Genomic DNA, 25,604 nt, shown 5'->3' with positions numbered 1-25,604 from the left:
CATAGATATGGTCGAAACGGCGGATGAACCACAGTGAAACGGCTCCACTCGATCACATCACGGGTCCACGACCTCATTTGCCATGAAGCGAGGGAACCAGGATTCGTGGGCAGCGGTCAATTCACTGACCGGTATCGCACGCGCCTCGCCCAGCTTCAGGTCGCTGCCGCCGGTCGAGCCGATCCACGGTGCGAAGATGCCGAGCTTGCTTTGCTGTTCGCGAATGGCGTCCCACGCTTCGCTCTGCGGATCGATCGACAGCGTCAGCAGATAGCGGCCCTGATCCTCGCCGAACCAGACCGGGATCGGATCTGTGCCGACCAGGCCTGGAATGGTCGCGCCAATGCCGGAGGCCATCGCCATCTCGGCCAGCGCCACCGCGATGCCACCATCGGAAACGTCATGCGCCGCGGTAACGACGCCCGACGCAATCAGCGCCCGCACATGGTCACCGACGCGCTTTTCGTGATCGAGATCGACGGGCGGCGGCGGGCCGTCGGCACGGCCATGGATGTCGCGCATATAGACCGATTGGCCAAGATGCGTGCCCCACATGGTCGGTGCGCCGACCAGCACGATCATCTGGCCTTCGGCGGCAAAGCCGATCCGCACCATTTTCGACCAATCGGCAATCAGCCCGACGCCGCCGATGGTTGGTGTCGGCAGTATGCCTTGGCCGTTGGTCTCATTGTAGAGCGAGACGTTGCCGGAGACGATCGGGAAGCCCAGCGCCCTGCAGGCATCGCCAATACCTTTCACCGCGCCGACCAACTGACCCATGATCTCCGGCCGTTCCGGATTGCCGAAATTAAGGTTGTCGGTGGCCGCGAGCGGCAAGGCACCGGTGGCGGTAAGATTGCGCCAGCATTCGGCCACCGCCTGCTTGCCTCCCTCGTAGGGGTCGGCCTCGCAATAGCGCGGCGTCACGTCGGAGGAGAAGGCGAGCGCCTTGGTCGGATGACCGTCGACCCGCACGACGCCGGCATCGCCGCCGGGAAGCTGCAACGAATTGCCTTGGATCAGCGTGTCGTACTGCTCCCACACCCAGCGGCGCGAGGACAGGTCCGGCCCGCCAAGCAGCTTCAGCAAAGCCTCGGCCACATCGGTTTGCGGTGCATCGCCGGCGCCCAGCGGCGCCGGCTTCTTCGGCTCGACCCAGGGACGGTCATATTCCGGCGCCTGGTCGCCGAGATCCTTGATCGGCAGGTTGGCGACCTCGTCGCCCTGGTGCAGCACGCGGAAGCGCAGATCGTCGGTGGTCTTGCCGACGATGGCAAAGTCGAGGCCCCATTTGTGGAAGATCGCCTCGGCCTGTTTTTCCTTTTCGGGGCGCAGCACCATCAGCATGCGCTCCTGGCTCTCCGAAAGCATCATCTCATAAGCGCTCATGCGCTCTTCACGCACCGGCACCTTGTCGAGATCGAGCTCAATGCCGAGGTCGCCCTTGGCGCCCATTTCGACCGCCGAGCAGGTGAGGCCAGCGGCACCCATGTCCTGGATGGCGATAACGGCGCCGGACGCCATCAGTTCGAGGCAGGCTTCGAGCAGGCATTTTTCGGTGAAGGGATCGCCAACCTGGACCGTGGGCCGCTTCTCGTCGATCTTGTCGTCGAATTCGGCCGAGGCCATGGTGGCGCCGCCGACGCCGTCGCGCCCGGTCTTGGCGCCGAGATAGACGACCGGCAGGCCGACCCCCTTGGCTTCCGACAGGAAGATCGCATCGGTTTTCGCAAGACCCGCGGCAAACGCGTTGACCAGGATATTGCCATTGTAGCGGGCGTCGAAATTGACTTCACCGCCGACCGTCGGCACGCCGAAGGAATTGCCGTAGCCACCGACGCCGGAAACGACGCCGGCAACGAGGTGTCTGGTTTTGGGATGATCCGGCGCACCGAAGCGCAGCGCGTTCATCGCCGCTATCGGCCGCGCGCCCATGGTGAACACGTCGCGCAGGATGCCGCCGACGCCGGTCGCCGCTCCCTGATAAGGCTCGATATAGGAGGGATGGTTATGGCTCTCCATCTTGAAGACGACGCAGTCGCCGTCGCCGATGTCGACCACGCCGGCATTCTCGCCCGGGCCCTGGATGACTTGCGGCCCGGTGGTCGGCAGCGTACGCAGCCATTTTTTCGAGGATTTGTAGGAACAATGCTCGTTCCACATCGCGGAAAAAATACCGAGTTCGGTAAAGCTCGGCTCGCGCCCGACCAGGTCGAGGATGCGTTGGTACTCGTCGGGCTTCAGCCCGTGCGCGGCAATGAGTTCCGGAGTGATCGGCACGGAATTGGAAATGGTCATGATCGGCAATTTGTGTCCCTGGGATCGAGTCCCGTCTTATCGCAAGCTTTGCAGCCGATACACCCCGCCGGATGACTAAAACGACGGAAAGCAACAGCTGACCGCAAGTAGCGGAAGATCGCCACTCGACCCGCCGGTTTCAAGCCGGTTCAGGAAAAGCTGTCGTAGCCGGCGCGGCCTTCGTCCAGAAGCCGCCGGATAACCGCGACGCCGTGCGCGATATCGTCCCGCTGCCGCGGCTGCGAGATGCCAAACCGCACGCCGTGAAAGGCCTGTTCGGAACGCCCCGCCTTGAACTCGTCCTCGTCGTCGATGAGCACGCCATGTTCGAGGCAAGCCTGTTTGAAAGTGCCGGAAAGCCATGGGTCGGGCAAAGTGAGCCAGACGAAGGGCACATTGTCCAGCGCCTTGAAGTCGAAGCCGTCGAGTGTCTCGCGCACGATCGCGATGCGCGCACCGATCTCGGCAATGCTGCGCTTGCGCATCTCGGCCGCCTGGCCGGACAGCACCAGCCGGCTGCCCACCTCCGCCAGCAGAAAGGGCAGGCCGCCCGTCATCATCTTATGGGCAACCCGGATGCGGTGACGATAGGCCGGCGGGCAAGCGAGCCAACCGCCGCGAACACCCGCCGCGACCGATTTCGACAGGCCGCCGGCAACGATGGTCCGTTCGGGAGCATATTCGGCCAATAGAGGTGTCGGGTCGTCGGTCAGTCCGCCATAGAGATCGTCCTCGATCAGGACGACATTATATTGACGGGCGACATGCGCGATTGCCTCGCGGCGCGATGCCGACAGCGTTGTCAGCGTCGGATTCTTGGCCGTCGGCATCAAAAACATCATCTTCGGATGCTTTTGTGCGCAGACGCGCTCGAAATCCTGGGGATCGATGCCCTCGTCGTCAGCCGTCACCAGTGCGGTCCGGCGACCGATAAGGCCGGCGCTGCGGGAAATCTGCGAATAGGTGAGGTGCTCGAAGACGACATAGTCGCCGGGGGCGGTGAGCCCCGCAATTGTTGCCATCACCGCGGCGTGGGTGCCGAGCGTGGGGACAATGGCATCCGCCGCCGGGCGATAGGAATTGCGCGACAGCCAGCGCCTGCCGGCCTCGAACCAGCGGTCCGGGAAATCACGCGTGTAGCTTGAAATCTCATGCGGATGGTCTTGCGCCGTGCGTGTCAACACATCGGCGACGATGGCACCCTGGCCGACATCCGGTGCGGCGGTGCTATCGAAGCGCATCTTGTCGCCGGGCGCATCCATATAGCGCGTGCCTTGTTCGACCGGCTCCAGGAAATCCGGCTTTGCGCTTTCCGACTGCTGAGCGAGAACATAGGTTCCGCGGCCCACCTCGCCGCTGACCAATCCCCGCTCGCGCAGCAATTGATAGGCCCTGCCGACGGTGCCGACGGTCGTGCCGATGTCGTATGCCAGATCGCGCTGCGGCGGCAGCTTTGCCCCTGCACCGATCAGGCCGCGGTCGATGTCCGTCTCGATGGAATCGGCAAGCCGCTGATAGAGCGGGCCGGTACCCGCGGTAAGATCTGGAAGCCAAGTTGTCATGGTGACAATTTTTTACATTGCACCAGGATGTGAGTCAATACATATCAGATCGGCGGCGAGAAGGGTACAATCCGAAGTTTTGGCAGAAAGAAAATGGCTACAATAGAGACAATCCACCCCGTTAGGGCTGAATTGCAGATGCAGGTGGCGCCTCCGTTAGGCCGGCCAACCTATGTTAGTCGGCTGGTGCGTACGCTCGGATCCTTCGCGAGATGGATTGGCAGGCTAATGGATCGTCGGCGCAGCCGGCTGGTCCTGCTCGAGATGACCGACGACCAGCTCAAGGACATAGGCATTACGCGTTGTGATGCCCATCGTGAGGGCCTCAGGCCGTTCTGGGACTGAGGGTTGAGGCACCGCACTTTAGCGGACGCCCGCCGCCCTGAGCCTCGATACGCCGTGGTCCACAAGCACGGCCACGATACACAGAACCAGAAAAAGCCCGGTGATGGCCAGAGCCGAGACGGCGACGCTGGCCGCCCCGTGTTTGGAGACGTCGAGGAATGGATAGGGTACTTCGCCGACGATCGGCGCCCGCAGCAGCGCGTAGGCCAGATAGGCGATCGGATAGATCATCCACCACGAGATGTCACGCCATCGCGTCGAGCCGTCGGCGCCCGCCACAAGCCACCACAGCACGAACACCACCGGCGTCACATAGTGCAGGAGCACGTCGCAGAGCAGGAACAGCCCTTGCGGCTGCCAAAGCTGCGCCAGGACCGTGGCGTAGATAATGAGGACCAGGCTTATGGCGACGGCTACGCCCGCCCCTATCCGTGGCCCGGCAAAGGCCGGAAACCAGGCATAACCCGTCGACGACAGCAACGAGGCATGGACGAGCACCGCGCCGATGTTGGTCAGGATGGTGAAGAAGCTGAAATAGAAGACCAGCGAGCCGACAAAGCCGCGGCCGGCTTCCATTGATGCCGGGACGGTGATGCAGAGCTGCAGGACGAGCCCGGCCAGGCCGACGACCAGACCGGTGATCTGCAGCAAGCGACCCATTGGGCTAGGCAGCAGCGCCACAGGCCGGATTGCCCGCCTGCCAGCGGGCAATGTCCGAGCCGATGCGGCCGCCGAGCGGTTCCGCCATCAATGGGCCGAACACGTCGACGCGGCTCGAATTGCCTTGCGCCTGCACGACCAGCAACGGCTTTCCGCCATAATGTTTGGCCGGCACCAGCAGGAAGCGCGGCGTGCCGCTGAACGAATTCAGCTCGTTGGCCATCTGATAGGATTTGAAGGCAGGGTCCTTGCTGGCGATCCAGCATTTGTGGGCAGCTATTGCCACCTGCTCCATGGCAAGCAGTGACGCGCTCTTGCCTGCCGGCGCCGGCGTGCTCTTCGGGCTTGACTGGCAGGAGGCGAGTACAAGACCGGCGGCAGCGGCGAGGGCGAGGCTGGCGAGTGTCGATCGCATGGTCAAGCGGCGCCCATCTCGAGTTCTGACAGAAAGATCTTCAGACCGTCTGTCATCTCACCCCAGACGCGCGACAGCGCCGGATGCTGCAAGGCGATTTGCTCATAGGCATCGAATTTCGGATGGGCGTCAAGCAGGTCGGGGCGGCCGATCGTCGCCCTGAAATTGTTGAAGACGAAGCGGGTCGGCGTCAGCCACGCATCGGCGAAGGAGATGTCGTCGCCGAGCGCGAACGGGCCATGCGCCATGCGGGCCTCGATTGCCGCAAGCCCGTGATGCAATCGGGCGAACTGTGCCTTGATGTCCGCCTCGTTGCGCTGCAGCACGAAATAGAGCTCGAACAGCTTCATCGTTGGGGCGAGCACGTCAAGGTCGGTGATGCGGGCGAACATGCGCACCAACGCCCGGTCTTTCGAATCCTTGGGCAGCAGCGCTGGCTCGGGAAAGCGTTCCTCCAGATATTCGGCAATGACCACCGATTCGACGATCGTTTCGCCCGAGCCGGTGATCAGCACTGGAATCCGGTTGAGCGGGGAGATGGAACGAAAGGCTTCGGGGATGGGAAATCCCGGCGGCGGTGCAATGACCTTGAGCGGCACGTTCTTGATGTAGGCCAGCGCCCGCACGATCGACGAATAGGGCGACAGCGGTCGCGAATAGAGTTTCATGACCGTCGCTCCAGGAGGAAAATTGAATGCATCAAGCGGCGATGCCCAGCGCGCTTTCGAACAGCGCCCGGCCGTCGCTGCCGCCATGCGCCGCTTCGATCAGGTTCTCGGGATGCGGCATCAGGCCGAGCACATTGCCACGGCCGTTGACGATGCCGGCAATGTCGTTGATCGAGCCGTTGGGATTGGTGCCTTCGGCGTAGCGGAACACCACCTGGCCTTCGCCTTCGAGGCGGGCCAGCGTTTCGGCATCGGCAAAATAATTGCCGTCATGATGCGCCACCGGCGCGCGGATGACCTGGCCCGGCTGATAGCGGCTGGTGAACATCGAGTTGGCATTGGCGATCTGCAGCTTGACTTGCCGGCAGACGAATTTCAGCGAGGTGTTGCGCATCAATGCACCCGGCAACAGGCCGGCCTCGACCAGGATCTGGAAGCCGTTGCAGACGCCGATGACCGTGACCCCCTTGGCCGCCTTTTCGGCCACAGCCCGCATTACCGGCATGCGCGCGGCAATGGCGCCGCAGCGCAGATAATCGCCAAAGGAAAAGCCGCCGGGAATGGCGATCAGGTCGACGTCGGGAATTTCAGTGTTGGTCTGCCAGACGGTGACCGGCGGCGTGCCGGAAATCTTGGTCAGCGCCGCGATCATGTCACGGTCGCGATTAAGGCCGGGGAGCAGGACGACGGCTGATTTCATTTTGGTTCGTAGGGCCTCTGGGCTTCCGCGAGTTCGCGCAATTCTAGGCGGCGTTCGATATGTTCGAGACGGTCGTCCTGCCGCACCAGCACGCCGTAAATATTCTTCACATCGCCCTCGGTGGCGACGAGATGACCACGGATCGAACCCAACTCGGACTTTACCTCGCCAAGTGTCAAATCCATCCTGTCCAGCCGCGGCTGAATGGATTTGAGGACCTCAAAAATCAGGCTTCCATCAATCTCAGCCATCTACCCTCCGGCACAACCTCAGGTAATGGCCACACTATAATTCTCAATCACCGTATTCGCCAGAAGCTTGTCGCACATGGCTTTCAGATCGGCCTCGGCCTTGGCCTGGTCGCCCTCGGCAAGCTCGATATCGAAAACCTTGCCTTGCCGCACCTGGCCGACGCCGCCGAAACCCATTCCGGACAGCGCATGCTCGATTGCCTTGCCTTGTGGGTCCAGCACGCCGCTTTTGAGGGTTACGGTAATACGGGCCTTGATCACGCTGGACATGCTCCTGTTCACCTGTTGAGTGGGCAAGCCGTCAGTGCGGCTTGCCTTTGACACCGTCGGTCGAAGCGACGAGCACCGGTCCGGCCGGGCGCGGCGGCTCGTTCTCGTTCATGATGCCGAGGCGGCGGGCAACTTCCTGATAGGCTTCGACGAGCCCACCCATGTCGCGGCGGAAACGGTCCTTGTCGAGCTTGTCCTGCGTCGCCACGTCCCACAGCCGGCAGGAATCCGGCGAGATCTCGTCGGCGACGACGATGCGCATCATGTCGCCTTCGAACAGGCGGCCGCATTCGATCTTGAAGTCGACGAGCTGGATGCCGACACCCATGAACAGCCCGGAAAGGAAGTCGTTGACGCGGATGGCCAGCGCCATGACGTCGTCGATCTCCTGCGGGCTCGCCCAGCCGAAGGCGGTGATGTGCTCTTCCGAGACCATCGGATCGTCGAGCGCATCGGCCTTGTAATAGAATTCGATGATCGAGCGCGGCAGCACGGTGCCTTCCTCGATGCCGAGGCGCTTGGCCAGCGAGCCGGCGGCGACGTTGCGTACCACCACTTCGAGCGGGATGATCTCGACTTCCTTGATCAGCTGCTCGCGCATGTTGAGCCGGCGGATGAAGTGGGTCGGAATGCCCATCCGGTTGAGATGGTTGAAGATGTGCTCGGAAATGCGGTTGTTGAGCACGCCTTTGCCATCGACGATTTCATGCTTCTTCTTGTTGAAAGCGGTGGCGTCGTCCTTGAAGAACTGGATCAGCGTGCCAGGCTCCGGTCCCTCATAAAGGATCTTGGCCTTGCCTTCATAAATGCGGCGGCGATTTTTCATCTGATTTTTCTCTGGATTTGCGGGCAGGCGGCAAGCGACCAGTTCCTGTCCGTCTGCCTAAAATAAGATGGCGACGGTGGGGTTCAATGCCGGTGTCTATCCCAATCGCACTGTTTGCTCAATCGGCAAATCCTTTCAATCAACCGCTTTCGGGACCGAAATGCCGCAGCGCAGCAGGCAATGTAGCATATTGACCGGCCGGCGCCCTTTTGGTTTGTGCTCCGGCAACACATATTGACCCAACGAATCGGATTTCACGGAGGGATGCCATGAGCAGCATGAAAGACCGCGAAGAGGGCTTCGAGCGCAAATTCGCATTCGACGAGGAACTTCGGTTCAAGGCTGCGGCACGCCGCAATAGAGCGCTCGGCCTGTGGGCTGCCGAAAAGCTCGGCAAATCCGGCGCCGATGCCGACGCTTATGCCAGGGAAGTGGTCGTCAGCGACATCGAGGAAGCCGGCGATCACGACGTCTTCCGCAAGATACGCAAGGATTTCGATGCAGCCGGCATCGATCAGTCGGACCATCAGATCCGCCGCACCATGGATGAATTGATGGCGCAGGCGATTGAGCAGATCAAGAACACCTGATCCTTCCACCGACATCGATCGAATGCTGGACCAATCGACCGCCCGGCCTAACCGGGCGGTTTTTCTTTGCCTTTGCGGTCATTTCCGGCTGAATTGCTGCAAGCAAAGAGGAAATCACCAATGTCCCTGAAGTCACGCCTGGCGGCCGACGAGACGCTGTTCACCGCATGGTCCGGCGTGCCGGATGCCCTGACTGTCGAGATATTGGCCAGACAAGGGTTCGACGCGGTTACGCTCGACATGCAGCATGGTGGCCATCACGAGGACAGCGTGCTGCGCGGGCTTGTGCCGGTGCTGGCGGCCAACAAGCCGGCGCTGGTGCGCATCCCGGTCGGCCGCTTCGACATGGCCAGCCGCGCGCTCGACTTCGGCGCCGAGGCTGTGATCGCGCCGATGGTGAATTCGGTGGCGGACGCAAAGCTGTTTGCCGCCGCCATGAAATACCCGCCACTCGGCGAGCGCTCCTGGGGCCCGACCTATGCTTTTCCGCGCCATGGCAAGGGCGACTATGCCGACTGGCTGCGCGACAGCAACCAGCGCACCATGGCGTTCGCCATGGTCGAAACGCGGGCAGCGCTTGATGCACTCGACGGCATCCTCGACACGCCGGGCATCGACGGTATATTCCTTGGCCCGTCGGATTTCTCGATCGCCTGGTCGAAGGGCACCACCGTCAGTTCGACGCTGGAGAGCATGATGGAGACCGTCGCCTCGATCGCCGAGCGCACCCGCAAAGCCGGCAAGCATGCGGCGATCTATGTGATGGAACCGGCCATCGCCGGTCGCGTGGTGTCGATGGGTTACCGGCTGCTGGCGATGGGTTCCGAGCATTCGCTGATTTCGCTTGGGGCAAAGACCCTGCTGAGCAACGTCAGGGATTCGATCGCTTCCTAGAGATCCGTCAGGAATTTCGCGAACGTCATCGAGCCTTCGGGCCAGGGCCCGAAGCCGGAATCCGCGTTGAGATGACCGGCATCGCCGGCGTCGATGAACAGCGAGCCCCAGGCCGCGGCAATGTCCTCGGCGACGCCGAAGGCGCAAAACGGGTCGTTGCGGCTGGCGATCACCACCGACGGAAATGGCAGCGGGTCGCGCGGATAGGGGCCGAAGGTCATCAGGTGCCTCGGCTTTATCTTGGGATTGGCGACATCGGGCGGCGCCACGAAGAAGGCGCCGGCGACCGGCCGCTCGAACCGAGGCAATGCCTGGATGACCGCGGCGACGCCAAGCGAGTGAGCGACGATGACGACCGGCCGCTCGGCCTCGTTAACGGCCTTGGCCACACCTGCCATCCAATCCTCGCGCACCGGCTTCGACCATTCCGCCTGCTCGACGCGGCGCGCCGTCGACAGTTTCGATTGCCAGCGGCTCTGCCAATGATCGGGGCCGGAATTGGTGTAGCCCGGCACGATGAGAATATCTGCTTCCTTGACTTTCATGGCGCGCATGTAACGAGCGACACTGTCGGATGCAACCAGGTATGGGCCCAAAGAACCGCAAGCAAACGGCCTCTGACGGGCCGGTTCTGCTCGCTATTGTGAACACCATGTTCGCTTCTTGCGCTCTTGTGTGAACGATCGCGATCGACGATCTGTCGCCAGGAAAGAATGGCTGTTCCGAGATTTTGGCACGGACACGGCGTAGAATGATTGATGGCGCCGGGTTCCTCTGTTGGAAGCTTGTCGAGCGCCGCCTGAACGGAGCACTTTGATGAGCGAACTGCCTTTTGCCGCGACGACCCCGGTCAGCGTTGCCCGCGTCGGCTTGCGGGCGCGCCATGCAGAAAATCTCGCTGCCTACTATCGCAAAGTCGTCGGTTTGCAGGAACTGAGCCGCTCCGGCGGCACGATCACGCTCGGCGCAGTCAATCGTCCTTTGCTCGACATCGAAGCGGATCCGGCTGCGAAACCGGATGACCCGCGCAGCGCCGGTCTTTTCCACACCGCCTTCCTACTACCCAGTCGGGCCGATCTCGGCCGCTGGATCAATCACGCCATCGCCGGCAAGATTGGCATCGAGGGCGCGTCCGATCATCTGGTCAGCGAGGCGCTTTATCTGACCGACCCGGAAGGCAACGGCATCGAGATCTATGCCGACCGCCGTCCGCAGGACTGGAAATGGAACGGCGACAAGATCGCGATGGCGACGGAGCGGCTGAACATCCCTTCGGTGGTTGCCGAAGTGCCGGCCGGCGACACCGGCTGGCAGGGCGCGCCGGAAAACAGCATTATCGGCCACGTCCATTTGCGGGTCGGCAGGCCGGAAGAAGCCGAAGCATGGTGGCACCAGGAGTTCGGTTTCGACACGGTGGCAAAATATGGTGGCGCGGCGGTGTTCCTGTCGTCCGGCGGCTATCATCACCACATTGGCGCAAATGCGTGGCAGAGCCCGGATGCCGGTCGCCGAGATCCCTCCCGCTCCGGCCTGGCCTGGGTCGAGATGCGTTCGGACAATGCCGCGAGCGACACTACCCGCGAGGATCCGTGGGGCACAGTGATAAGGACGGTTCCCGGTAAGGCGTAGGCTAGAGGTTAGCCTTCTCGAGTAAGCGTCCTAGCATCAGCAGGCCCGCTGGCCATACGCCCAGGCGGGCCTCGTTTCCCATATGGCCGAGATCGCCGGCATCGGCGATATCCGCGCCCCAGGCTGCGGCAAAAGCGGTCGCCTTGTCGAAGGTGACGCGCGGGTCGCTGCGGCTCGCCACCACCAATGCCGGGAAGGGCAGGCGCTTCAGCGGCATCGGCGCGAACGGGCGCACCGCGTCGAATGAGGGATCGGTATCCTCGACATTGGTCGCGGCGACCAGGAACGCCGCCGCGACCTTGTCGAGCTGGCTTTGACTGGCCCCGGAAGCCCACTTCACCGCCGTCGCCACTGCCAGCGAATGTGCAAGCAGCACGATGCGGCGCGGTGCGGCGGCCACCGCAGCATCCACCTGGCCGATCCAGTCTTCAGGCTTCGGCCGGTCCCACTCTGCCTGCAGCACGCGGCTCGAATTGGGGAGCACCCTGCACCAATGCGACATCCAATGATCCGGTCCGGAATTGCCGCGGCCGGGCAGGGCAAGAAAATCGAAATCTCCGGCCGCCGAAATCATCAGGCTTCTCCGAACACTCGGCTGAAGATCGTGTCGACATGCTTGGTATGATAGCCCAAGTCGAATTTCTCGCGGATCTCGGCCTCAGGCAGGGCTGCAACAACGTCCTTGTCGGCCAAAAGTTCCTCAAGGAAATCAGCGCCTTGCTCCCACACCTTCATGGCATTGCGCTGCACCAGCCGGTAGGCTTCCTCACGCGAAATGCCGGCTTGCGTCAGCGCCAGCAGCACGCGCTGCGAATGCACGAGGCCGCGGAACTTGTTCATGTTCTTCAGCATGTTGTCGGGGTAGACCAGCAGTTTGTCGATGACGCTGGTCAGCCGTGACAGCGCGAAATCGAGCGTCACCGTCGCGTCGGGCCCGATCATGCGCTCGACCGACGAGTGCGAGATGTCGCGCTCGTGCCACAGCGCCACATTCTCCATTGCCGGCAGCGCGAAGGAGCGCACCATGCGAGCAAGGCCGGTGAGGTTCTCGGTCAGCACCGGGTTGCGCTTGTGCGGCATCGCCGACGAGCCCTTTTGTCCGGGCGAAAAATACTCCTCCGCCTCCAGTACCTCGGTGCGCTGCAGATGGCGCATCTCGATCGCCAGCCGCTCGATCGACGAGGCGATGACGCCGAGCGTGGCGAAGAACATCGCATGGCGGTCGCGCGGGATCACCTGCGTCGACACCGGCTCGGGCTTCAGCCCAAGTTTCTTGGCCACGTATTCTTCGACATAGGGGTCGATATTGGCGAAGGTGCCGACCGCACCCGAGATGGCGCAGGTGGCGATGTCCTCGCGTGCGTGCACCAGCCTCTCGCGGCAGCGCGAGAATTCGGCATAGGCCTGCGCCAGCTTGACGCCGAAAGTGGTCGGCTCGGCATGGATGCCGTGGCTGCGGCCGATGGTAATCGTATCCTTGTGCTCGAAGGCGCGGCGCTTGAGCGCCGCAAGCAGCCCGTCAATGTCGGCCAGGAGGATGTCGCTGGCCCGGGTGAGCTGCACGGCAAAACAGGTGTCGAGAACGTCGGAGGATGTCATGCCCTGATGGATGAAGCGGGCATCCGGCCCGACGAATTCGGCAAGATGGGTGAGAAAGGCGATGACGTCGTGCTTGGTGACGCGTTCGATCTCGTCGATGGCTTCGACATCGAATTTCGCCGCCCCGCCTTTCTCCCAAATGGTCTTGGCGGCCTCCTTCGGGATGACGCCGAGCTCGGCCAATGCGTCGCAGGCGTAGGCCTCGATCTCGAACCAGATGCGGAACCGGGTTTCGGGCGACCAGATGGCCACCATTTCCGGCCGGGAGTAGCGAGGGATCATCAGTCGGTCCTGACTTGCAAGAGCATTTGCCCGCGTCCTAACAGAGGCAAGCAAAATGCTCAACGTTGCTGGCGCGCAAACCAGACACTGGCGACAGCCAGCGCAATGAAACCGAGCGGAAAATACAGCCGGATGCCGAGGACGACGAACTGGTAGAGCGCCGTCAACATCGTGAACACGAACTGGAAAACCCAGGTGATGGTGAGCGCGGGCGCATGCCATTGGACATAGTAGGAGCGGTATTGCAGCCCAAAGAGGCCGCCGGTGAAGGCGATAGTCACGGTGAGAAGGCAGACGAAGGCGGCAGCGAGGGCGATCTCCCAGTTGCGTCCGAGGGAGACGAGTCGCGCCAGAAACAGCCCAACCGGGAAGGCCAGCGCGCCGCCGGCAGCATAAAGCAGCGAGACGAAGCGGACCTTCGCCGGGGTCTCCCAATCGTACAGCTGCAGATTGAGCAGCGCGCTGGCGCCCATCGCCATGGCCCACAACAAGGCACCGACAAAAGCGGTGCGCAGCGGCGGCAAGGAGCGGCGGAGACGGCGCAGAGCGCGATAGCGCATGGCGGGGAACGTCACAGGCGACCGGTTACCGCGATCCAGCGATAGTCCGGCCCTTCGAAGCCGTATTGGCGCACCGCGATCAGCACGGCATAGGCGCTGAGGCTATCCAGCGAAAATGTCTGGACCGCGCCGATCTGGTACCCATTCGGACAGCCTCTGCTTTGCGGGATCGATTTGTCCTCGTGAATAATCCTCGTCAGGCCGCCGTCTCTCGCTTCGATGCGCAGCAGGCGAAAGCCATTGATCTCGCCCTGGCTCTGGCAGCGTTCGGTGTCATTCATGCCGATCTGGTCGAGCCGGAACTCGAGCGGTTCGTCGACCGGCGAAAAGATCGGGCGCGGATTGACCACCATGCGGAAGGGGTCGGCAGAAAGCTCGGTCACCGGGTTGAAGCCGGCGGTGATGCCGCGATTTGCCGTGAGTTCCGCCTGACTGACGATCGCTTCGCCCTTTTGCCGGGCCTGCAGCCGCGCTGCGTCCACGGTGGCATTCTCGTGGTCGAGCCGGATACGGATCGGCGAGCCCTTGAGAAAATTGTCGTCGGCCGTGTTGATGTAATAGCGGTTGGCATACGGGAATCCCGATCCGTCCTGGACGCCATATTCTTCGAAGGCGAAGATGCCGCCGTCACGGCTGAAGCCGAGGATCTCAAGCTCGGCGACATCGCCTGCGTGGGCAGCGACCGAAGTTGCAAGCTGGGCGAACAGGCAGACGGCAAACAGGGCAAGATTTCGCATGGGGCTTTCCGTTCAGGCAGTCGACGTCGTTAAATTCCCTATCACGATGCTGTCAAAAGATCGTGCTAACTGAAACACGAAGTCGATGCATCCAATCCGGCTGTCGTTTGTTATTGTCGGCAGCTTCACCGCATCGTGCCTTCCGAAAATCAGAATCGATTTTCGGAAGGGCACGATGCATTGATTCAAAATGTTTAGAGCATCCTTTGCGCGTCCAAAGGACGCGCGGCGCCCTAAGGGAGACCCCCATGACCGATGCAGCCAAGATCCGCGAACGTATGGAAGTGATCGGCGCCGACGGCGTCCATGTCGGCACCGTCGACAAGGTCGACGGGGATCGCATCAAGCTGACCAAGCGCGACAGCGGCGAGGGCGCTCACAGGGGCCATCACCACTTCATTCCTCTCAGCCTCGTCGCCGAGGTCGAGGGCCAGAAGGTGCGCCTGTCGGCAAACTCGGATGTTGCGGTCACGTTCGAGGAAGAAAAATCCGACCCCACCTGATCATAGTCCAGTCTGACTACTGCTCACCGAATGAGCGTCGGCGCGTTCAGCGCGACGACCAGACCGGGAAGAGATCGCCCTCGGCCGGCGTCGCGGCAAAGACGCCGCGGCTGATGGCGCGCGCCATCGACGCGCCGGCAGCTGCGTAGAGATCGATTGCATCGTTGGGCCCGAGCTCGATGCCGCTCTTGCCCGTTGCCAGCGCGAAGACCAGATCGCCGTCGGCGGGCGTGTGCGTCGGCCAAATGGCACGGACAAAGCCGTCATGCGCTGATATCGCCAGGCGTTTGGCGGCGGCCTTGGTGAGGACCGCATCAGTGGCGATCACGGCGATGGTCGTGTTGGCGCCGGTTTCCGCCTGCTCTGCGGCATGCTTGTCACGGAACTTCAGCAGGATCTTTCTGGCACCGTCAGGCATCGGGTGAGGATAGCCTAAGCCGCCGAACTCGTCGCCGATCTCGAACGGTGCCGCCCAGAAATGGCGGGTCCCGGCGACCGTCACCGAGCCGGTCGGGTTGACGGCGGCGAGCGCGCCGATGGTGACGCCGCTGTCCAGCATTGTCGAGGCCGAGCCGAGCCCGCCCTTCAGACCGGAGCTCAGCGCGCCGGCACCCGCGCCGGCGGTGCCGAGCGCAAAGTCTATCGCGGCGGCTTGCGCGGCTTCGTAGCCGAGGTCGCGGTAAGGCGGATACCGGCCCCAATCCTTGTCGCCGCCATTGCGCAGGTCGAACAGGATCGCCGCCGGCACGATCGGCACGCGAAAGCCGCCGACCTCGACGCCGATGCCTCTTTCGCGCAATGCCGCCTGTACCCCCGACGCGGCGTCGAGGCCAAAGGCCGAACCGCCCGAAAGCACCACGGCGTGGATGGCATGGATTGAATTGTGCGGCTCGAGCAGGTCGGTTTCGCGGGTGCCCGGCGCACCGCCCAGGATTTGCACGCCGGCCACGGCCGGTTCGTCGCAGATGACGGTGGTCACACCGGATTTCAGCTTGGCATTCGCCGCATTGCCAACCCGCAAGCCGGCAACGTCGGTGATGAGATTGCGCGGACCGGTATGGAACATTATTGGCTCTCCGCCCGCACGAAACGGCCGCCGTCGAAACGGTAGGCGCGATAAGGATTTTGCGTCAGGTCGCCTTTCTCGTCAAAGCGGATCGGCCCGATCGCCGTAGGGAAGTCATGTCCAGTAAGCAGGTCAGCCAGGCTTTTGCCGGAGGTTTCGGAAGCCGCAAAGGCCTCGCGGGCGATCTCGACCGCGGCATAGGCGGGCAGCGTATAACCATCCGGCACGATGTTTTGTGCGGCAAAGCTTTGCAGCACCTTGGGGTCGGCGACGTCAACCCATTCGGGCGGCGCGATCATTAGCGTGCCGACGGCGTAAGGCACGTCGCCGAGCGGCGCGCGCAGCGCTTCACCGCCGGCAAACACCATGCCGGTATCGAGCTGGCCGGCGTCGCGGCCCATAATGGCGACATCATCGCCGTCACCGCCGGCAAAGACATGCGTTGCGCCGGCTTTCTTCAGTCGGCCGATCAGGCCGATCTGGTTGTCGAGCTGCGGCCGGAACGTGTCGACGAACACTGGCTTCAATGCCGCCTGTTCGGCGGCAGACCGAAACGTCTCGGCCATTTCGCGGCCATAGATCGTGCCATCGTCGACGATAGCGAACAGCTCGTTCTGCCATAGGCGGGTGAGGGTGGCGGCGACGGCATTGCGCTCGTCGTCGCCGCGCGGCCCGAGACGATAGATCGGCCATCCCGTCTTGGCGCGCCGGTCGGTCAGGCTTTCCGTGCGCACGCCGACGGTGATCACCGGGATGTCGGCATCCTTGAGGATCGGCAGAGCCGCCTCGATTGCGTCGGTGCACAGAAAACCGATGACGACCTTGACCTTGGCCGCGGCGAATTCCCGCGCGGCGGCAACGCCGCCAGCGGCCGTGCAGGCGTCATCGATCGTCCTGATCTCGGTATCACTCGCTTCAGCCGCCATTGTCGCGCCTGCCTCGATCTGCTTGCCGAGGATCGCCGACGGCCCCGACAAAGGCGCCGCGACACCGATCAGCAGCGTCTCGGCACTCGCACTACCGGCGAGCGAGAGCCAGGCCAGCACCGCTATCGTGGTTGTCCAAGGTCGCATGCGAGCGAAGAATTCCTCCGCGCCGGTCGCGTGTTTTGCCGGCGCCAATGCCGTCAAGACCTAAAGGCTGGCCAGCTTTGGCGCAACACGCGAATTCGGGATATAGCTCAAGCACTTCGCTTGTGGCATGCAATATGCGGTCATATATAACGGCTGGTTCTGACTAACGGAAAATCATCGGTGCTGAAGAAGAATGAAATCGGGCCGCAGGCCTACCGCGACGCTATGGCCCATTTTGCCGGCCATGTGCATGTGGTCACCACTGATGGCCCGGCGGGCAAGCGTGGCGCGACGGTGATCGCGGCCTGCTCGGTGTCGGACACGCCGCCGACCATCCTGGTCTGCCTCAATCGTGAAAATCCCAAGAACGAGCCGTTTGTGAAAAACGGCAAATTTGCCCTGAACACGCTGGCTTCGGATCAGGAGCCGCTGTCGATCGGCTTTTCCGGCATCACCGGCCTGCCGGTCGAGGAGCGTTTCGCATTGGCCGAATGGGACGTCATCTCGACCGGTGCGCCGACGTTGAAGGGCGCGCTTGCCGTCTTCGACTGCGAGCTGATCGACACCAAGGATTTGGCCACTCATCGTGTGCTTTTTGGCAAGGTGACAGGCCTGCGCACCGGCGATAATTTGCGGCCGCTGATCTATCACGACCGCAGCTACCACGCTCTGTAGAGGCTTTGATGGCCGCGTCCATGGAGATCAAATGACCGAGCTGAAATCGCGCCCCGTGCCGCGGACCATCGACGAGACGCTCGATCTGTTGACCGGTGCGGATTATGTGGCGGACCGGTCGCTGGCGACTGTGCTGTTTTTGTCGCTGCGCATGAAGCGTCCGCTGTTGCTTGAGGGTGAGGCCGGCGTCGGCAAGACCGAGATCGCCAAGGTGCTGGCCGAGACCCTTGGCCGTAGGCTGATCCGCCTGCAATGCTATGAAGGGCTCGATGTCTCGTCTGCCGTCTACGAGTGGAACTACGCCGCGCAGATGATCGAAATCCGCATGGGGGAGGCGGCCGGCAAGGTCGACCGCTCCGACATGGAACGCAACGTCTTTTCCGAAAAGTATCTGATCCGCCGCCCGGTGCTCGATGCGCTGACTGGCAAGGCGGGCGCCGCACCGGTGTTCCTGATCGACGAACTCGACCGCACCGACGAGGCCTTCGAGGCATTCCTGCTCGAAATCCTTTCCGATTTCCAGGTGACGGTGCCCGAACTCGGCACCATCAAGGCGGAGGAGCCGCCGATCGTCATCATCACCACCAACCGCACGCGCGAAATCCACGACGCGCTGAAGCGGCGCTGCCTTTATCACTGGGTCGATTATCCCAATGCCGAGCGCGAGCTTGAGATCGTCCGCCGAAAGGTGCCGCAGGCCAACAGCCGGCTTTCGGCCGAGGTCGTTTCATTCATCCAGAAGCTGCGTCAGATCGAGCTGTTCAAGGTGCCCGGCGTCGCCGAGACCATCGACTGGGCCGGCGCGCTGACCGAACTCGACAAGGTGGCGTTGGACCCTGAGACGGTTTCCGACACGATTGGCGTGCTGCTGAAATACCAGGACGATATTGCCCGCATCGGTGAGGGCGAAGGCCGGCGCATCCTCAACGAGGTCAAGGCCGAGCTGTCGGCGGCGGAGTAGGGCGATGCCGCGTGCGGAACCCAAAGAGGCAACGGCGGACGGGCGGATCGCCGACAACGTCGTCTATTTCTCCCGCACCTTGCGCAAGGCCGGTATGCGTGTCGGACCGGCCTCGGTCAAAGACGCCATCGAGGCAGTGCTCGCTGCCGGCATCGGCTCGCGTGACGATTTCTACTGGACGCTGCACGCCGTGCTGGTCTCGAGGCACGAAGATCACGCCACCTTCGACGAGACCTTCCGGCTGTTCTGGAAGTCGCACGAGCTGATCGAAAAGATGCTGGCGATCTTTTCGCCGATCGCTCCCGACAACAAAGGGAAGCAAAAACCCCGCGCGGCCGAGAACCGCGTCAGCCAGGCGATGTTCGAGGGTCACCAGAAGAACCAGCCGGCGCAGGAAGTTCCCGAGATCGAGGTCGACGCGCGCTTCACCTTCTCCGGCAACGAGGTGCTGAGAGGCAAGGATTTTGCCCAGATGAACGCCGCCGAGATGGCCGACGCCAAGATAGCGATCGCCCAGTTGCGGCTGCCCTTCGACATGGTTCGGACGCGGCGTTTCAAAGCCGATGCGCATGGCCGCCGTATCGATCCGCGCGCCATGATGCGCTCGGCTGCGCGCACCGGCGGCGAGTTGATCCTGCCTAAATTCCGCTCGCCCCGCGAAGTCCATCCGCCGCTGGTGGTGCTTGCCGACATTTCCGGTTCTATGAGCCAGTACACGCGGATCTTCCTGCATTTCCTGCATGCGCTGACGGAAAAGCGCCGGCGCGTGCACGCCTTCGTCTTCGGCACCAGGCTTACCAATCTGACCCGTCAGATGCGGCATCGCGATCCCGATGCCGCACTCGCCGACTGTTCTGCCGCGGTAAAGGACTGGTCGGGCGGCACGCGCATCGGCGATACGCTGGCAGAATTCAACCGTTTTTGGTCGCGCCGCGTGCTGGGGCAAGGCGCGGTGGTACTGCTGATCACCGATGGGCTGGAGCGCGACGAGGTCGCCGGCCTGTCGGAGGAAATGGAACGGCTGCATAAATCCTGCCGGCGGCTGATCTGGCTGAACCCGCTGCTGCGCTTCGACGGCTTCGAGGCGCGCGCCCGCGGCGTCAGGGCGATGCTGCCGCATGTCGACGAATTCCGTTCGGTGCACAATCTCGACGCGCTCGCCGATCTCTGTGCGTCGCTGGACAAGAATTCGGTGCGTTCGGTCGACCCGCGCCGGTGGATCCAGGCTGGCGCGAAGCGCGTCGCATAACCACATGTCTCCCAGGGAGAAAATCATGGAACACAGTGTCTATCTCGATGAAGCCCGCGACCCGCTGATCATCGCGGAGGGCTGGATGAAGGACGGCAAGGACGTCGCCATTGCCACCGTGGTCGAAACCTGGGGTTCGGCACCGCGGCCGGTCGGTAGCCATCTGGTCATCGACACCGAAGGCAATTTCCATGGCTCCGTTTCGGGCGGCTGCGTCGAAGGCGCAGTGGTGACCGAAGCAATCGACGTCATCGATAGCGGCAAGGCGAAGATGCTGGAGTTCGGGGTCGCCGATGAGACTGCGTGGCAGGTCGGCCTGTCCTGTGGCGGCCGCATCAAGGTCTATGTCGAAAGATTGGGCTGATTGTCGATGGATCCTTACGCGCTGAAGACACTCAACGCCGAACGTCGTGCCCGCCGCGCGGCGATTTTGGTAACCGATCTTGGTGACGGCCGGGACCGTATCGTGCGCGAGGGCGACCAGGTTGCCGGCGAACTCGGGGCAGCCATCGCCAAGGCATTCCGCACCGGCAATTCCGGGTCGGTCGAAGCTGAGGGACGGGCCTTCTTCCTCAACGCACATCTGCCGCAGCCACGCCTGGTGGTGATCGGCGCCGTCCACATCAGCCAGGCGCTTGCACCGATGGCCAGGATCGCCGGCTATCCCGTCGAGATCATCGATCCGCGCACGGCGTTTGCCACGTCCGACCGCTTTCCCGACATCGCGCTGCATGCCGAATGGCCGGAGGATGTCCTGAAGCGTCAGCCGCTCGACGGCTATACCGCGCTGGCTGCCCTCACTCATGATCCGAAGATCGACGATTTCGCGCTGAAGGCGGCGCTCGACGCCAACTGCTTCTATGTCGGGGCGCTTGGCAGTCGCAAGACCCATGCGAAACGCGTCGAACGCTTGCTGGCCTTGGGCGCGACCGCCGACCAGATCGCCCGCATTCATGCACCGATCGGCCTCGACATTGGGGCTGCCAGCCCGGCCGAGATCGCCGTCGCGGTGTTGGCGCAAGCGATCCACGCCTTTCGCTCTCGCGGCCTCGAATCCAAAGGCGCGGTCGCGTGAAATTTGGTCCCGTTCCGATCGATGCGGCCGAAGGGGCAGTGCTGGCGCACGCCACCACAGCCGGAGAGCGCCGCTTCCGCAAGGCGCACAGGCTAAGCGCCGAGGATGTGTCCCTGTTGAAGGCCTCCGGGATTTCCGAGGTCGTCGCGGCGGTGTTGGCGCCCGATGATCTCAGCGAGGATGCCGCGGCCGAAAAGCTCGCCGCATATATGATCCATCGCAACATCGAGGCGAAGCGCGCTGCGACCGGCAGGGTCAACCTCCACGCGCAGGCTGCCGGCATATTCACCGTCGACGCGGCGATGATCGACGCCATCAATGCCGTCGATCCGACGATTACCATCGCCACGCTGGCGCAGCATGCGCCGGTCGAAAAAGGTCAGATGGTTGCGACGGTGAAAATCATTCCGTTTGCGGTCGCCTTCGCTTTGGTCGATGCGGTGGCAAGGATCTGCGCCGAGGGCGAGATTTTTGCGGTCAACGCCTATCAGCCGGTGCGCGTCGGCGTCATCCAGACGGTGCTGCCCGGCATCAAGCCGAGCGTGCTCGACAAGACGCTGCGCGTCACCGAAGCGCGCCTGGCGCGTTCGGGCAGCCGGCTGACGACGGAGCGTCGAACCCCGCATGAGGTCAGCCCCGTCGCCGAGGCTGCCGCCTCGCTGATCCGCGACAACGATATGGTGGTGATCTTCGGCGCCTCGGCGATGGCCGATTTCGGCGACGTCGTGCCCGCCGCCATCGAAAGGGCAAGCGGCACCGTCATTCGCGCCGGCATGCCGGTCGATCCTGGCAATCTGCTGGTGCTCGGCAATCTAGGCGGCAAGCGCATCATCGGTGCGCCCGGTTGCGCCCGTAGCCCCAAGGAGAACGGCTTCGACTGGGTGCTCGACCGGCTGATTGCTGGTCTCGACGTGACCGCCAGGGATATTGCCGGCATGGGCGTTGGCGGGCTGCTGATGGAAATTCCGACGCGGCCGCAGCCGCGCGAGCCGCTGCCGGCCAAAGCAGAACCAAGGGTCGAGACGGTGCTTCTGGCGGCCGGCCGCTCCAGCCGCATGAGCGGGCCGAACAAGCTTTTGGCGCTGTTCGACGGCAAGCCCCTGGTCCGCCGCACCGCCGAACGCGCGGTCGGTTCGAAAGCCGCGGCCACCATCGTCGTCACCGGCCACGAGCGCGAGCGCGTGCGCAGCGCACTGTCGGGCATGGATGTGACCTTCGCCGACAATCCGGATTTCGCCGAGGGTCTGTCTTCGTCGCTGAAGGCAGGCATCGCCAAGGTTTCTGGCGACGCCGCCGGCGCCCTGATCGTCCTCGGCGATATGCCGGGCGTCGCCTCGGCCGACCTCGACAGGCTGATCGAGGCGTTCCGCAAGTCCGAAGGGCGATCGGTGGTGCGCGCCTCTCATAATGGCCGGCGCGGCAACCCGGTGCTGCTGCCGCGCTCGCTGTTCGCCGCCATCGCTCACCTCGAGGGCGATACCGGTGCCCGTCATCTGGTCGAGGCCGAAGGGCTCGACGTCATCGATGTCGAGATCGGCGAAGGGGCGGCCGTCGATGTCGACACGCGCGAGGCGCTGGAAAGCGCCGGCGGCGTGCTGCAGGATTGACAAACCGAAGCCGAAAAACGCATGGCTGCGGGATGGCCTTTCGTTCTTGCTTCCGGTTCCGCTTGCCCCCCTCTGGCCTCCCGGCCCTGCTGATCGCGATTTTTTTGTCGCTCTCTTGTGCCGCCTACGCCAACGCTCTCGAACTCAAACCCTTCAAGGATGATCTGTTCGCCTATCCGGCGACGCTCTCATCCGAAAACAACGGCGCCTATACGGTCATCGACTATCGTGAGTTGCGCGACATCAACGCCCGTGACGAAGTGCCTGAGCGTCGTGTGCACGCGCAATACACCGATACCGGCGTGCGCAAGGTGCAGCAGGATCTGTTGCTGAAGACCGACGCTGGAGATGTCCGCCACATTGCCGTCGGCAAAGTCGGGGGCGCCAGCATCATCGTGCTTTACCTGCACGGGCAGGGCGGCAGCCGTAAGCAGGGCACCGACGACATCACCTTCGGCGGCAATTTCAACCGCATCAAGAACCTGATGGCCGGCAATGGCGGCCTCTATCTGTCGCCGGATTTTTCCGACTTCGGCGACACCGGTGCCGCCCAGATCGCTGCGTTGATCGGCCACTATGCCGAGCAGTCGCCGGGCGCAAAAATCTTCGTCGCCTGTGGCTCGATGGGCGGTTCGTTATGCTGGAAGCTGGCCGATCGCAAGGACACCGGCGGGCGCATCGACGGGCTGCTGCTGCTCGGCTCGCTGTGGGATGAGAGTTTCTTCTCAAGCCCCGCATTCAAGCGTCGTGTGCCGGTCTTCTTCGGCCAGGGTAGCAAGGACCCGGTGTTTCCAATCGAGAAACAGGAAGGCTTCTTCCGATCGATCCTAGCCAAATCGAGAACCTATCCGACCCGCTTCGTCCGTTTTGAAACTGGCACGCATGGCACGCCAATCCGCATGACCGACTGGCGGGGTACACTCAACTGGATGTTATCGAAGGCCCCCTAGGGCGCGGTGTTGTAGTCGACGACCGTCTGCGGATTTTCCTCGCCGTCGTAAGACGCGTCGACGTCGTACTGGACCAGGGAAAAATCGCCGTTGCGAAACAGATATGTCCCCGATGAAGAGGCATCGCCGATGCCACGCCATTTGTTGAACGTAGCGATCGTCTTGGTCTCTTCGTCGTAATCGGAATTGGTTGCCCAGCCGGAGGTCTGGAAGCCAACTATGGTCATGCCCAGCAGTTTGCCTTCGCTGTCGTTGTTTTCGTAGCGAATGTCCATTTCGGGTTCGGCGAACTGCAATTGCCTGACGCCGAGCACGTCGTCGCTCATGTAATAAATGGAGCTTTCGTTATAGGCCGCGGCCGAGCAGGAGAAGTGGAAAAGCCGCGTTTCCCTTTCGGGATCACTGGCAGCCGCATCCTTGTCTTTATACTGGATCGAGAAAATGTCCGGCTCGGTGCTTAGAAACTCCTTGTCACATTGGTCGCCATAGGTGGCGCCAAACGCCTTTTTGGCCTGCTCAAGCGCCGCGTCCTTCTTCGGCGGCGGCGGTCCTTCGCCGCAGCTTGCCGGCACGGCATCTTCGAAATCGGCCCTTGACGGTTTCAGCGCACCCTTGTCGATGAAGATCGGGCGAAATGGCGGTTCCTGGATCGAGGCGTTGATCTGTCGCAGCGTATAGCAGCCGGCAAAGACATTTTGGCTGCCGTCCTTGGCCGTCGCCCGAATGGCGACCGGAACGCTGTAATAGATACTGCCGGCAGCACCGTCTTCGGACACACCACCGGTTTTTACGTCGACCGTGTCGGTGCCGTCATAGCCTTTGACGAAGGAGTTGAAATCCTTGGCCGGCTTGGTGTCGCCGAAATAGTCCCAGGCGCGCGCGAATTCGTGCCGGCTGATGGCACTATAAAGCGACCGGATGACCGCTTCGGCATTCGACCTGTCGTCGATATAAGGCGCGTCTGCGGCGAGCGCCGATTGGCCGGCAAGAGAGATAAAAGCGGCCGTTGCGAAAAGGGCGCGTCTCATCGGGAACCTCCACTCGATGAAAAATCCTATCATATCGATTGCGGCGACGTGGTGACGCTTGAACAATCGCGTGCGAAAGCGCTACCTCTCGCCGTCGGCAGTCGGGCCGCGTGGAGATTTCTTGTGACCATATCAATGTATGAAGCATCCGTGCCGGTATTTTCGGCGAGGCTGAAGGCACTGGCCAACGTCCTGAGCATTGCCGAGCAAAATGCGGCTGACCGGAAGATCGATCCGCAGGTGTATCTCACGGCGAGGCTGGCGCCGGACATGTTCGCCCTGACCAGGCAGGTACAGATTGCCACCGATCACGCCAAGGGCGCGCCGTCGCGGCTGGCCGGGCGTGAGGTGCCAAAATACGAGGACAATGAGGCGAGCTTCGCCGATCTGCAGGCCCGCCTTAGCAAGACATTGGCTCATCTCGCGACATTTTCGGCGGCCGAATTCGATGGTTCAGATGACAGGATGGTCGAACTGAGGCTTGCGGGACGCGAGGTTTCGATGCCAGGAATGCAGTATCTGTTGCATGCCGCCATGCCCAATTTCTATTTCCACCTGACCACTGCCTATGACATCCTGCGCCACAACGGCGTGCCATTGGGCAAGTCGATCTTCCTCGGATTGCGTTGAGATTCGCTCAGGAGATATCCCGGCCGCGGTGCACTGTTTAGCGCAAGGACATTTCCCGGGCGATGCGTGGGAAATCGGCCGGCTTGACGCCGATATCGGCGCGATCGGCATTGCTCATCGAATGGAGTAGCGCCAGTGCCGCGCGATAGCGCAGCTGTTCCCGCGGACGCGGACGGGCGAACATTTCAGTGAAGAATCCCATGATTCAAGCCCCTCTATTGAAACCTCCACGGCCTTCAATATAGGCGGATCATGACGATTGTGCAGTGCAGCATTCGCATGGCAGCCATGCTGCCCCGATCTTTTTTGACATAATTCGGCTGGTCCGGCGAAACTTCTGCGGCACTTCGACCGTATGCGTCAGTGCCGGCATTTGGCCGGTTTTTCCTCGCCATTCCTGGCGAACTTCCGGACTGCATGCACATGCAGTCCGGCTTTTTATTGGCCGTGGGGATAAACCCCGTTCGCCGGCATCCTGGGAAAGTCGCCTGGCCTGCCGGC

Annotated in this window: 31 protein-coding genes; 13 read left to right on the top strand and 18 right to left on the bottom strand. The window is 62.6% G+C overall.

Annotated elements, in window-relative coordinates; all coding sequences use genetic code 11:
- Positions 1-57: 57 nt before the first annotated feature.
- Both purL and NKH01_RS23570 read right to left on the bottom strand, forming a co-directional pair.
- On the bottom strand, positions 58-2,298 hold the full coding sequence (gene purL, locus NKH01_RS23575; RefSeq protein ID WP_352817461.1) for a phosphoribosylformylglycinamidine synthase subunit PurL: 2,241 nt from the start codon (positions 2,296-2,298) through the stop codon (positions 58-60).
- Positions 2,299-2,447: 149 nt separating this feature from the next.
- Positions 2,448-3,860 (bottom strand): aminotransferase-like domain-containing protein, encoded by a 1,413-nt coding sequence (locus NKH01_RS23570; RefSeq protein WP_353022678.1) that lies wholly within the window; start codon positions 3,858-3,860, stop codon positions 2,448-2,450.
- Between the two features lie 93 nt (positions 3,861-3,953).
- Here NKH01_RS23570 and NKH01_RS23565 point away from each other — a divergent pair, with 93 nt between their 5' ends.
- On the top strand, positions 3,954-4,205 hold the full coding sequence (locus tag NKH01_RS23565; RefSeq protein WP_502912676.1) for a DUF1127 domain-containing protein: 252 nt from the start codon (positions 3,954-3,956) through the stop codon (positions 4,203-4,205).
- Between the two features lie 18 nt (positions 4,206-4,223).
- Here NKH01_RS23565 and NKH01_RS23560 read toward each other — a convergent pair whose 3' ends face one another.
- From NKH01_RS23560 to purC, 7 genes are read right to left on the bottom strand one after another with little or no spacing between them, the layout of a single operon-like run.
- The gene (locus tag NKH01_RS23560; RefSeq protein ID WP_023717384.1) at positions 4,224-4,865 is read right to left on the bottom strand and encodes a Pr6Pr family membrane protein; all 642 of its coding nucleotides are present in this window, start codon (positions 4,863-4,865) and stop codon (positions 4,224-4,226) included.
- 4 nt (positions 4,866-4,869) lie between these two features.
- Positions 4,870-5,280, bottom strand: coding sequence for a hypothetical protein (locus NKH01_RS23555; RefSeq protein WP_352860923.1), 411 nt, complete (start codon positions 5,278-5,280; stop codon positions 4,870-4,872).
- A 2-nt stretch (positions 5,281-5,282) separates the two neighbouring features.
- The gene (locus tag NKH01_RS23550; RefSeq protein ID WP_353022677.1) at positions 5,283-5,948 is read right to left on the bottom strand and encodes a glutathione S-transferase family protein; all 666 of its coding nucleotides are present in this window, start codon (positions 5,946-5,948) and stop codon (positions 5,283-5,285) included.
- A gap of 31 nt (positions 5,949-5,979) precedes the next feature.
- Positions 5,980-6,648 carry a phosphoribosylformylglycinamidine synthase subunit PurQ gene (gene purQ, locus NKH01_RS23545; RefSeq protein WP_352790715.1) on the bottom strand — a complete coding sequence of 223 codons (669 nt, stop codon included), beginning with the start codon at positions 6,646-6,648 and terminating at the stop codon, positions 5,980-5,982.
- Positions 6,645-6,899, bottom strand: a complete 255-nt coding sequence (locus NKH01_RS23540) for a hypothetical protein (protein ID WP_352817472.1) — start codon at positions 6,897-6,899, stop codon at positions 6,645-6,647. Before NKH01_RS23540 ends, purQ begins: the two co-directional genes overlap by 4 nt.
- 18 nt (positions 6,900-6,917) lie before the next feature.
- Entirely contained in the window at positions 6,918-7,160 is a 243-nt protein-coding gene (gene purS, locus NKH01_RS23535) for a phosphoribosylformylglycinamidine synthase subunit PurS (protein ID WP_353022697.1), read from the bottom strand.
- A gap of 40 nt (positions 7,161-7,200) precedes the next feature.
- Positions 7,201-7,995, bottom strand: coding sequence for a phosphoribosylaminoimidazolesuccinocarboxamide synthase (gene purC, locus NKH01_RS23530; protein WP_023674725.1), 795 nt, complete (start codon positions 7,993-7,995; stop codon positions 7,201-7,203).
- A gap of 269 nt (positions 7,996-8,264) precedes the next feature.
- Between purC and NKH01_RS23525 the strand changes: the two genes are divergently transcribed.
- Together NKH01_RS23525 and NKH01_RS23520 are read left to right on the top strand one after the other, a co-directional pair.
- The gene (locus tag NKH01_RS23525; protein ID WP_023674726.1) at positions 8,265-8,585 is read left to right on the top strand and encodes a DUF1476 domain-containing protein; all 321 of its coding nucleotides are present in this window, start codon (positions 8,265-8,267) and stop codon (positions 8,583-8,585) included.
- A 120-nt stretch (positions 8,586-8,705) separates the two neighbouring features.
- On the top strand, positions 8,706-9,479 hold the full coding sequence (locus NKH01_RS23520) for an HpcH/HpaI aldolase family protein (protein ID WP_353022675.1): 774 nt from the start codon (positions 8,706-8,708) through the stop codon (positions 9,477-9,479).
- On the opposite strand, the gene NKH01_RS23515 is transcribed toward NKH01_RS23520, so the two are convergent.
- Complete coding sequence (locus NKH01_RS23515) at positions 9,476-10,024, bottom strand: RBBP9/YdeN family alpha/beta hydrolase (protein WP_353022695.1); 549 nt, start codon at positions 10,022-10,024, stop codon at positions 9,476-9,478. The genes NKH01_RS23520 and NKH01_RS23515 overlap by 4 nt on opposite strands.
- A gap of 271 nt (positions 10,025-10,295) precedes the next feature.
- Between NKH01_RS23515 and NKH01_RS23510 the strand changes: the two genes are divergently transcribed.
- On the top strand, positions 10,296-11,108 hold the full coding sequence (locus NKH01_RS23510; RefSeq protein WP_353022673.1) for a VOC family protein: 813 nt from the start codon (positions 10,296-10,298) through the stop codon (positions 11,106-11,108).
- Position 11,109: 1 nt separating this feature from the next.
- Here the strand turns inward: NKH01_RS23510 and NKH01_RS23505 are convergent, their stop codons facing one another.
- The 4 genes from NKH01_RS23505 to NKH01_RS23490 are packed head-to-tail and all read right to left on the bottom strand — an operon-like array spanning position 11,110 to position 14,286.
- Positions 11,110-11,682, bottom strand: a complete 573-nt coding sequence (locus tag NKH01_RS23505) for an RBBP9/YdeN family alpha/beta hydrolase (RefSeq protein WP_023717394.1) — start codon at positions 11,680-11,682, stop codon at positions 11,110-11,112.
- Positions 11,682-12,989 (bottom strand): adenylosuccinate lyase, encoded by a 1,308-nt coding sequence (purB, locus tag NKH01_RS23500; RefSeq protein WP_023717395.1) that lies wholly within the window; start codon positions 12,987-12,989, stop codon positions 11,682-11,684. Before purB ends, NKH01_RS23505 begins: the two co-directional genes overlap by 1 nt.
- Positions 12,990-13,048: 59 nt before the next feature.
- On the bottom strand, positions 13,049-13,549 hold the full coding sequence (locus NKH01_RS23495; protein ID WP_031193518.1) for a hypothetical protein: 501 nt from the start codon (positions 13,547-13,549) through the stop codon (positions 13,049-13,051).
- An 11-nt stretch (positions 13,550-13,560) separates the two neighbouring features.
- A complete protein-coding gene (locus NKH01_RS23490) occupies positions 13,561-14,286 on the bottom strand; it encodes a DUF2259 domain-containing protein (RefSeq protein ID WP_353022671.1) in 726 nt (241 codons plus the stop codon).
- Positions 14,287-14,534: 248 nt separating this feature from the next.
- Here NKH01_RS23490 and NKH01_RS23485 point away from each other — a divergent pair, with 248 nt between their 5' ends.
- Positions 14,535-14,789 carry a DUF2171 domain-containing protein gene (locus tag NKH01_RS23485; RefSeq protein ID WP_254817658.1) on the top strand — a complete coding sequence of 85 codons (255 nt, stop codon included), beginning with the start codon at positions 14,535-14,537 and terminating at the stop codon, positions 14,787-14,789.
- 46 nt (positions 14,790-14,835) lie between these two features.
- On the opposite strand, the gene NKH01_RS23480 is transcribed toward NKH01_RS23485, so the two are convergent.
- Both NKH01_RS23480 and NKH01_RS23475 read right to left on the bottom strand, forming a co-directional pair.
- Entirely contained in the window at positions 14,836-15,855 is a 1,020-nt protein-coding gene (locus NKH01_RS23480) for a P1 family peptidase (RefSeq protein ID WP_353022669.1), read from the bottom strand.
- Positions 15,855-16,928 (bottom strand): branched-chain amino acid ABC transporter substrate-binding protein, encoded by a 1,074-nt coding sequence (locus NKH01_RS23475; protein WP_353022667.1) that lies wholly within the window; start codon positions 16,926-16,928, stop codon positions 15,855-15,857. Before NKH01_RS23475 ends, NKH01_RS23480 begins: the two co-directional genes overlap by 1 nt.
- A 180-nt stretch (positions 16,929-17,108) precedes the next feature.
- On the opposite strand from NKH01_RS23475, the gene NKH01_RS23470 reads away from it, so the two are divergent.
- Genes NKH01_RS23470 through NKH01_RS23440 form a run of 7 tightly spaced genes read left to right on the top strand, consistent with a single transcriptional unit; the run spans position 17,109 to position 23,445 of the window.
- Positions 17,109-17,603, top strand: coding sequence for a flavin reductase (locus NKH01_RS23470; RefSeq protein WP_023717402.1), 495 nt, complete (start codon positions 17,109-17,111; stop codon positions 17,601-17,603).
- A gap of 31 nt (positions 17,604-17,634) precedes the next feature.
- A complete protein-coding gene (locus NKH01_RS23465) occupies positions 17,635-18,564 on the top strand; it encodes an AAA family ATPase (RefSeq protein ID WP_353022665.1) in 930 nt (309 codons plus the stop codon).
- A gap of 4 nt (positions 18,565-18,568) precedes the next feature.
- A complete protein-coding gene (locus NKH01_RS23460; protein WP_352481164.1) occupies positions 18,569-19,813 on the top strand; it encodes a vWA domain-containing protein in 1,245 nt (414 codons plus the stop codon).
- Positions 19,814-19,838: 25 nt separating this feature from the next.
- Positions 19,839-20,177: an XdhC family protein gene (locus NKH01_RS23455; protein WP_023717405.1), complete on the top strand. Its 339-nt coding sequence runs from the start codon at positions 19,839-19,841 to the stop codon at positions 20,175-20,177.
- Positions 20,178-20,183: 6 nt separating this feature from the next.
- Entirely contained in the window at positions 20,184-20,888 is a 705-nt protein-coding gene (locus tag NKH01_RS23450; RefSeq protein WP_352481162.1) for an XdhC family protein, read from the top strand.
- Entirely contained in the window at positions 20,885-22,495 is a 1,611-nt protein-coding gene (locus NKH01_RS23445; protein ID WP_023717407.1) for an NTP transferase domain-containing protein, read from the top strand. The genes NKH01_RS23450 and NKH01_RS23445 overlap by 4 nt, the downstream gene beginning before the upstream one ends.
- A 32-nt stretch (positions 22,496-22,527) precedes the next feature.
- A complete protein-coding gene (locus NKH01_RS23440) occupies positions 22,528-23,445 on the top strand; it encodes an alpha/beta hydrolase (RefSeq protein ID WP_084642439.1) in 918 nt (305 codons plus the stop codon).
- Here the strand turns inward: NKH01_RS23440 and NKH01_RS23435 are convergent.
- Positions 23,442-24,473 carry a DUF1176 domain-containing protein gene (locus NKH01_RS23435; protein ID WP_352860914.1) on the bottom strand — a complete coding sequence of 344 codons (1,032 nt, stop codon included), beginning with the start codon at positions 24,471-24,473 and terminating at the stop codon, positions 23,442-23,444. The two genes, NKH01_RS23440 and NKH01_RS23435, sit on opposite strands and share 4 nt — an antisense overlap.
- Positions 24,474-24,596: 123 nt before the next feature.
- Between NKH01_RS23435 and NKH01_RS23430 the strand changes: the two genes are divergently transcribed.
- Positions 24,597-25,103, top strand: a complete 507-nt coding sequence (locus NKH01_RS23430) for a DUF1993 domain-containing protein (RefSeq protein WP_023717410.1) — start codon at positions 24,597-24,599, stop codon at positions 25,101-25,103.
- A gap of 37 nt (positions 25,104-25,140) precedes the next feature.
- Here NKH01_RS23430 and NKH01_RS23425 read toward each other — a convergent pair whose 3' ends face one another.
- Complete coding sequence (locus tag NKH01_RS23425) at positions 25,141-25,305, bottom strand: hypothetical protein (RefSeq protein WP_023674744.1); 165 nt, start codon at positions 25,303-25,305, stop codon at positions 25,141-25,143.
- Positions 25,306-25,604: the final 299 nt, after the last annotated feature.

It is taken from the genome of Mesorhizobium sp. M1403 (assembly GCF_040317695.1).
Lineage (GTDB): Bacteria > Pseudomonadota > Alphaproteobacteria > Rhizobiales > Rhizobiaceae > Mesorhizobium.
The sequence above is the reverse complement of the archived record's forward strand: the minus strand, read 5'-3'. Positions and strand labels throughout refer to the sequence as shown.

Coding starts and splice junctions, on each gene's coding strand:
- NKH01_RS23450 (WP_352481162.1), top strand. CDS start 20,184: ATGGATCCTTACGCGCTGAAGACACTCAACGCCGAACGTCGTGCCCGC.
- purL (WP_352817461.1), bottom strand. CDS start 2,298: ATGACCATTTCCAATTCCGTGCCGATCACTCCGGAACTCATTGCCGCG.
- purB (WP_023717395.1), bottom strand. CDS start 12,989: ATGATCCCTCGCTACTCCCGGCCGGAAATGGTGGCCATCTGGTCGCCC.
- NKH01_RS23560 (WP_023717384.1), bottom strand. CDS start 4,865: ATGGGTCGCTTGCTGCAGATCACCGGTCTGGTCGTCGGCCTGGCCGGG.
- NKH01_RS23565 (WP_502912676.1), top strand. CDS start 3,954: ATGGCTACAATAGAGACAATCCACCCCGTTAGGGCTGAATTGCAGATG.
- NKH01_RS23485 (WP_254817658.1), top strand. CDS start 14,535: ATGACCGATGCAGCCAAGATCCGCGAACGTATGGAAGTGATCGGCGCC.
- NKH01_RS23550 (WP_353022677.1), bottom strand. CDS start 5,948: ATGAAACTCTATTCGCGACCGCTGTCGCCCTATTCGTCGATCGTGCGG.
- NKH01_RS23465 (WP_353022665.1), top strand. CDS start 17,635: ATGACCGAGCTGAAATCGCGCCCCGTGCCGCGGACCATCGACGAGACG.
- NKH01_RS23495 (WP_031193518.1), bottom strand. CDS start 13,549: ATGCGCTATCGCGCTCTGCGCCGTCTCCGCCGCTCCTTGCCGCCGCTG.
- NKH01_RS23475 (WP_353022667.1), bottom strand. CDS start 16,928: ATGCGACCTTGGACAACCACGATAGCGGTGCTGGCCTGGCTCTCGCTC.
- NKH01_RS23480 (WP_353022669.1), bottom strand. CDS start 15,855: ATGTTCCATACCGGTCCGCGCAATCTCATCACCGACGTTGCCGGCTTG.
- NKH01_RS23525 (WP_023674726.1), top strand. CDS start 8,265: ATGAGCAGCATGAAAGACCGCGAAGAGGGCTTCGAGCGCAAATTCGCA.
- NKH01_RS23490 (WP_353022671.1), bottom strand. CDS start 14,286: ATGCGAAATCTTGCCCTGTTTGCCGTCTGCCTGTTCGCCCAGCTTGCA.
- NKH01_RS23555 (WP_352860923.1), bottom strand. CDS start 5,280: ATGCGATCGACACTCGCCAGCCTCGCCCTCGCCGCTGCCGCCGGTCTT.
- NKH01_RS23435 (WP_352860914.1), bottom strand. CDS start 24,473: ATGAGACGCGCCCTTTTCGCAACGGCCGCTTTTATCTCTCTTGCCGGC.
- purC (WP_023674725.1), bottom strand. CDS start 7,995: ATGAAAAATCGCCGCCGCATTTATGAAGGCAAGGCCAAGATCCTTTAT.
- NKH01_RS23505 (WP_023717394.1), bottom strand. CDS start 11,682: ATGATTTCGGCGGCCGGAGATTTCGATTTTCTTGCCCTGCCCGGCCGC.
- NKH01_RS23515 (WP_353022695.1), bottom strand. CDS start 10,024: ATGAAAGTCAAGGAAGCAGATATTCTCATCGTGCCGGGCTACACCAAT.
- NKH01_RS23460 (WP_352481164.1), top strand. CDS start 18,569: ATGCCGCGTGCGGAACCCAAAGAGGCAACGGCGGACGGGCGGATCGCC.
- NKH01_RS23425 (WP_023674744.1), bottom strand. CDS start 25,305: ATGGGATTCTTCACTGAAATGTTCGCCCGTCCGCGTCCGCGGGAACAG.
- NKH01_RS23570 (WP_353022678.1), bottom strand. CDS start 3,860: ATGACAACTTGGCTTCCAGATCTTACCGCGGGTACCGGCCCGCTCTAT.
- NKH01_RS23540 (WP_352817472.1), bottom strand. CDS start 6,899: ATGGCTGAGATTGATGGAAGCCTGATTTTTGAGGTCCTCAAATCCATT.
- purQ (WP_352790715.1), bottom strand. CDS start 6,648: ATGAAATCAGCCGTCGTCCTGCTCCCCGGCCTTAATCGCGACCGTGAC.
- NKH01_RS23440 (WP_084642439.1), top strand. CDS start 22,528: ATGGCCTTTCGTTCTTGCTTCCGGTTCCGCTTGCCCCCCTCTGGCCTC.
- NKH01_RS23520 (WP_353022675.1), top strand. CDS start 8,706: ATGTCCCTGAAGTCACGCCTGGCGGCCGACGAGACGCTGTTCACCGCA.
- NKH01_RS23510 (WP_353022673.1), top strand. CDS start 10,296: ATGAGCGAACTGCCTTTTGCCGCGACGACCCCGGTCAGCGTTGCCCGC.
- NKH01_RS23455 (WP_023717405.1), top strand. CDS start 19,839: ATGGAACACAGTGTCTATCTCGATGAAGCCCGCGACCCGCTGATCATC.